Genomic DNA, 4387 nt, shown 5'->3' with positions numbered 1-4387 from the left:
ATCGATAAAAAGATACCGTACAAAGCGATTTAAAGATTTTATGATGAAAACAACATCTGTAATATAAAACGCTCTGTACGGTCAAATTTGAGGTAAATTAACCTATTGGTAAAAATAGGAATTAAAATGAAAATATTAAAACGACGATTCTTTAAAAAACGTAAACAGCCTATGCAAGTAATGCACAAAAAATTTATTGCAACGGCTGTTGGTTATGTTCCATGGGGAGATGGAGCAGCAGAGTATTTTTATAATCTCTACGAATATGAAGATGGCACAAGGGAGTATGAAAAGTTTGATGGTGCTCAATATTACACCATACCAAAGAATGCGGATTTCAGTACCAAGGCGCAAGTGAAAGCATGGGTTTATGGAGGAAATTTGCCAAAAAGCGTTCTCAATTACGAGCCTCTTATAGACGAGATTAACAGAGAGATCAAAAAACTATCGAAAACCGCAGGAAATGAAAATGTTTACAGATAAGCAACTAAGAGCCTTGTTTGGCATTATAGTTTTTATATTTTTATGCTTTTTAGATATCAAAAAAAATCCCTATTTTATTCAAAGTATTTTGATATTTGCCTCTTTTGGTTTGATAATAATAACAAATATTTTTGTAATTTTATGCAATTCTCATATTCCTTTTGAATTGCAAAATAATCCAAAATATAAACATGATGATACAACGGGTTGGGTGATCCTAACACATGATTTACAACAATATATGCACAAACTCTTAAAGATAATAATTTTAGCGCTTGTCGTTTTAATTTTTCCAAATAGTTATGGAGAGGCTGTTTCTTTGCCTGTCACTTCTAAGCACGTGGAACACCAGTTTTCTTTTTCATTGGATACCGTATTTGGGTATTTAGACATTGTGCTTTGGTACTACTTTTTATGCTGTGTATTGTTTCTTATGTTTCGTACACGCAGTTTAATAAATATATCCATCTACATACTACAGTCTTGTACTAAAAAGCCATAGCAAAATTTCCAATTTATAAGACTTTTTAGGTTAATCGGTGCTGTATCTTCTTAACACTCTATTAATGAAATCAACTAAAGAAATCACAAACATATTGAAAGGGGTGTAGCAATGACTCATATCTGCTCACCATTGAGATATCCAGGCGGTAAAGCCATACTTTATGGAAAAATCAAAGAAATTTTTGAAAAAAATGGATTAAATGGATGTTCCTATAGGGAACCTTTTGCTGGTGGATGTGGGCTTGCGCTCAAGCTTCTTTTGAATAATGACGTTAAAGATATTCATATTAACGATATTGATCCATTCATTTGGAGCTTTTGGCATTGTGTCTTACACAAAACAGAAGAATTAATAGAAAAAATTAACACAACGGCCGTTAGCTTAGAAGAATGGTATAAACAAAAAGAAATTTCTTCTGAACAAGCAGATGTACTTAGCCTAGGATTTGCTGCACTCTTTTTAAATCGTACAAATCGATCTGGAATTATTAAAAATTCTGGTCCAATTGGAGGCAAAGGACAAAATGGCAATTATAAAATAAATTGCCGATTTAACAAAAAAAACATCATTGAACGCATTCTTCGCATAAGTACGCACAAAGATAGGATACATTTAACACGGTTAGATGCACGAGAGTTTTTGCTACGTTATGGGACAGATAAAGATGAAAATATTTTCTTTTATATGGACCCTCCTTATTTTAAAAAAGGACGAGGATTATATGCTTCATTTTATCAAGCTAACGATCATCAGGTATTAGAAAATACCCTTTCCCAACATGTGAATGCGCCCTGGTTGATCACCTATGATAATGTAGAAGAAATTAAATCTTTGTACAGAAAATATCCCTTAGTAGAATTCAACATACAGTATTCTCTACAGGAGAAAAGGCAAGCTACTGAACTGATGATTTTTTCGCCTAAAATCAAAATGCCTCAATTCTTAGAAAAGAACACAATATCACTTCTCAAAGCAGCTTGATTGCGTGAATAGGAGCTTTAATCAAATGCTTGCACCATTTGGCAAAACCTTACGTAAAATTCGTATAGATCATGCAGAGCGTCTATTAGATATGGCTGAGAAATTAGGTATATCTGTAGCGTTTTTATCTTCTGTCGAGATTGGCAAAAAATCTGTGCCCGTTGGTATGGAAGAAAAGGTCATAGAATTATACGATTTAGATCAAGATATGGCTTCTCTCTTAAAAAAAGAAGCTGATATTTATCGCAAGAATTTTACAATAAACTCTTCTGATCCACTTAACCATGAAATGCCTAACCCGTTTGTTAGAAATTTTAAGTGCCTTTCACAAAAAAATCTAACAGAGTTCAAGGAATTCATGAAGAAAATAGAAAAGAAACAGCAAAATAAATTACCTTGATCTCCTTATCGTATAGGTATGCCGTAAAACATAATGTTATATGTTAATAATTAATAATATCCTTTTGAAATAATTGAAAAAATAATAAAATTATGCTAGTTTTTTTACATATTTAAACACAAACTTAAGGTAACAAAAAACATGTTGAATAAAGTGATCTTAATTGGCTATTTAGGGGCAGATCCCGAAAGCAAAACGATGACTTCTGGAGCTGAAATAGTCAATTTTAGGTTGGCTACTTCTGAAAGCTATACGGATAAAAACACGCACCAAAAAGTAGAGAAAACTGAATGGCATTCCGTGGTAGTTTTTAATCCACATTTGGCAAAAATAGCTCTTCAGTATCTCAGTAAAGGTTCAAAGGTTTACATAGAAGGCAAATTACAAACCCGTAAATGGCAAGATAAAAACGGTCATGACCGTTACACAACAGAGATTGTCTTGTCACAATATAAAGGTGAATTGCATTTGCTTGATGCAAAAAAAGAGCAATCTACCCCCTCACCCATTACTTCTCAAAATTATGCTATCGCCTCTGGTGCCTCCGATTATAGCGTATCTCTTAATGACAGTATGCCATTCTGATTGAAAAAATATGACAAAAAGAAAAAAACATGCAAAACGTGGACGTCCACGGATTAAGGGATGTACCAGAGAACCCAATGGTCGTATCTCACGAGTCAAAACACCACATGAACCCATAAATAAATTGGCAATAGAAATGCGTGCCAAACGCTTTGGCTTGACCATAGAAGAAGCAAAAAATCCACTTTCCGGTACTTATATCGGACGGCTTTATCTGAAAGGTGTGATTAATCAAGATCAATACGATGTTGCACAAAAATATATTGAAGTGAGAAATAATTACCTCTGTGCAAAAGCCTTACCAAATGCAATTTATGATGATTTTACTCCTTCATCAAATGAAGAGGCACAACAACGATGGATTGAAAGAGCAACTCATTGTTATGAAGAAATGAAAGAGGTTATCAAAGAAGCACAATGTTTTTACCATCAATATAATCTTCATGCCGCATTACAATATCTTGTTAGTGAAGATCAATCACTATCTCATCTTGTAGGTTCGCTGTATGTTGCTCTTAATGCGCTCCATAAACATTTTACGCAAAACCAATAAGTTTCAAGCGGCATCTTGGATACTAATGGTAACTTCTTTGCCAAGAGTAATAAGAGTGGATTCTAAAGCATCTAATTTTGTTGCGTGGTTTAAATCCAATAATCGGTCAATTTGTATTGGATTGAGTTTTAAAAGACGCGTAAGATCAGCTTTGCGTAAATTCTTTTCAACCATAGCGTTGTGTATTGCAATTTTTAAAATAACTAATGAAGATACTTCAACAAAAGGATAGGCAGCATCACGAGCTCCAAAAGGGACAACTTCTCGATCTTGGAAACGCCCCATAATAACTGTTAAAAGGGCATTTTTAGCGTGTTCCAAAGCCTCTTTTTCGTCGTTACCATAGGTAATAAATTCTTGAAAGTCTTTGGAAACGACAAGAAGAGTATCATTGTCATCTTTGATAAATTTAAGTGCATATTTCATTTACATCTCCATATTCAGACTTACCTTAGGTCAAGATCTTTAAGAATCTTTTGAACTAATCCCGTTCCTAATTCTTTCCGCGTACCATGCATAGGTAAAACGGATTTTTTAGAACCACGTTTTACAAGCAAATGGCCACCTTTCCCTGAGGTAAAACTGCAACCATGTTTCGTAAGATATCTTTTTAATTCTTGACTGTTCATAAATATAATATAACATCTAAAATGTTTAAATGCAACATAAATGTTGTTATTTGTATAAAATTAAAGATTGGCTTTTAAAATACTAAGTTTTGATCAAAAAAATTAAAAATATATAATATCGTGATTTTTCTATTGACAATGTGTGAAAAATTTTATTTAATGGTTTCACTGTACTAGTTGTATTGTATCTAAAATTCAAAAATATCCCCTAAAATTTGATAAAATATTAAGCTTTCAAGAGGGCTTAAAGT

8 protein-coding genes are annotated in these 4387 nt (G+C 33.1%); 6 read left to right on the top strand and 2 right to left on the bottom strand.

Going from position 1 to position 4387, the window contains the following annotated elements:
• Window positions 1-126 precede the first annotated feature (126 nt).
• The 6 genes from PVV57_RS09610 (at window position 127) to PVV57_RS09585 (ending at window position 3507) form a co-directional block, all read left to right on the top strand.
• The gene (locus PVV57_RS09610) at window positions 127-483 is read left to right on the top strand and encodes a baseplate wedge protein 53 (protein ID WP_273783975.1); all 357 of its coding nucleotides are present in this window, start codon (window positions 127-129) and stop codon (window positions 481-483) included.
• A complete protein-coding gene (locus PVV57_RS09605) occupies window positions 470-985 on the top strand; it encodes a hypothetical protein (RefSeq protein ID WP_273719173.1) in 516 nt (171 codons plus the stop codon). The genes PVV57_RS09610 and PVV57_RS09605 overlap by 14 nt, the downstream gene beginning before the upstream one ends.
• A gap of 111 nt (window positions 986-1096) precedes the next feature.
• Window positions 1097-1969 carry a DNA adenine methylase gene (locus PVV57_RS09600; protein ID WP_012230849.1) on the top strand — a complete coding sequence of 291 codons (873 nt, stop codon included), beginning with the start codon at window positions 1097-1099 and terminating at the stop codon, window positions 1967-1969.
• Between the two features lie 25 nt (window positions 1970-1994).
• Entirely contained in the window at window positions 1995-2369 is a 375-nt protein-coding gene (locus PVV57_RS09595) for a helix-turn-helix domain-containing protein (RefSeq protein WP_273719174.1), read from the top strand.
• Between the two features lie 141 nt (window positions 2370-2510).
• Window positions 2511-2954, top strand: a complete 444-nt coding sequence (gene ssb / locus PVV57_RS09590) for a single-stranded DNA-binding protein (RefSeq protein WP_273719175.1) — start codon at window positions 2511-2513, stop codon at window positions 2952-2954.
• Between the two features lie 10 nt (window positions 2955-2964).
• Entirely contained in the window at window positions 2965-3507 is a 543-nt protein-coding gene (locus PVV57_RS09585) for a hypothetical protein (protein ID WP_273719176.1), read from the top strand.
• Between the two features lie 3 nt (window positions 3508-3510).
• On the opposite strand, the gene PVV57_RS09580 is transcribed toward PVV57_RS09585, so the two are convergent.
• Both PVV57_RS09580 and PVV57_RS09575 read right to left on the bottom strand, forming a co-directional pair.
• Window positions 3511-3933, bottom strand: coding sequence for a type II toxin-antitoxin system HicB family antitoxin (locus PVV57_RS09580; RefSeq protein ID WP_273719177.1), 423 nt, complete (start codon window positions 3931-3933; stop codon window positions 3511-3513).
• A gap of 20 nt (window positions 3934-3953) precedes the next feature.
• Window positions 3954-4136, bottom strand: a complete 183-nt coding sequence (locus PVV57_RS09575; protein WP_038473319.1) for a type II toxin-antitoxin system HicA family toxin — start codon at window positions 4134-4136, stop codon at window positions 3954-3956.
• Between the last annotated feature and the right edge of the window lie 251 nt (window positions 4137-4387).

It is taken from the genome of Bartonella sp. AU15XJBT (assembly GCF_028618615.1).
GTDB lineage: Bacteria > Pseudomonadota > Alphaproteobacteria > Rhizobiales > Rhizobiaceae > Bartonella.
Note: the sequence above shows the minus strand (reverse complement) of the source record. Positions and strands in the feature narration are given on the sequence as shown.

Coding starts and splice junctions, on each gene's coding strand:
- PVV57_RS09610 (WP_273783975.1), top strand. CDS start 127: ATGAAAATATTAAAACGACGATTCTTTAAAAAACGTAAACAGCCTATG.
- PVV57_RS09605 (WP_273719173.1), top strand. CDS start 470: ATGTTTACAGATAAGCAACTAAGAGCCTTGTTTGGCATTATAGTTTTT.
- PVV57_RS09600 (WP_012230849.1), top strand. CDS start 1,097: ATGACTCATATCTGCTCACCATTGAGATATCCAGGCGGTAAAGCCATA.
- PVV57_RS09595 (WP_273719174.1), top strand. CDS start 1,995: ATGCTTGCACCATTTGGCAAAACCTTACGTAAAATTCGTATAGATCAT.
- ssb (WP_273719175.1), top strand. CDS start 2,511: ATGTTGAATAAAGTGATCTTAATTGGCTATTTAGGGGCAGATCCCGAA.
- PVV57_RS09585 (WP_273719176.1), top strand. CDS start 2,965: ATGACAAAAAGAAAAAAACATGCAAAACGTGGACGTCCACGGATTAAG.
- PVV57_RS09580 (WP_273719177.1), bottom strand. CDS start 3,933: ATGAAATATGCACTTAAATTTATCAAAGATGACAATGATACTCTTCTT.
- PVV57_RS09575 (WP_038473319.1), bottom strand. CDS start 4,136: ATGAACAGTCAAGAATTAAAAAGATATCTTACGAAACATGGTTGCAGT.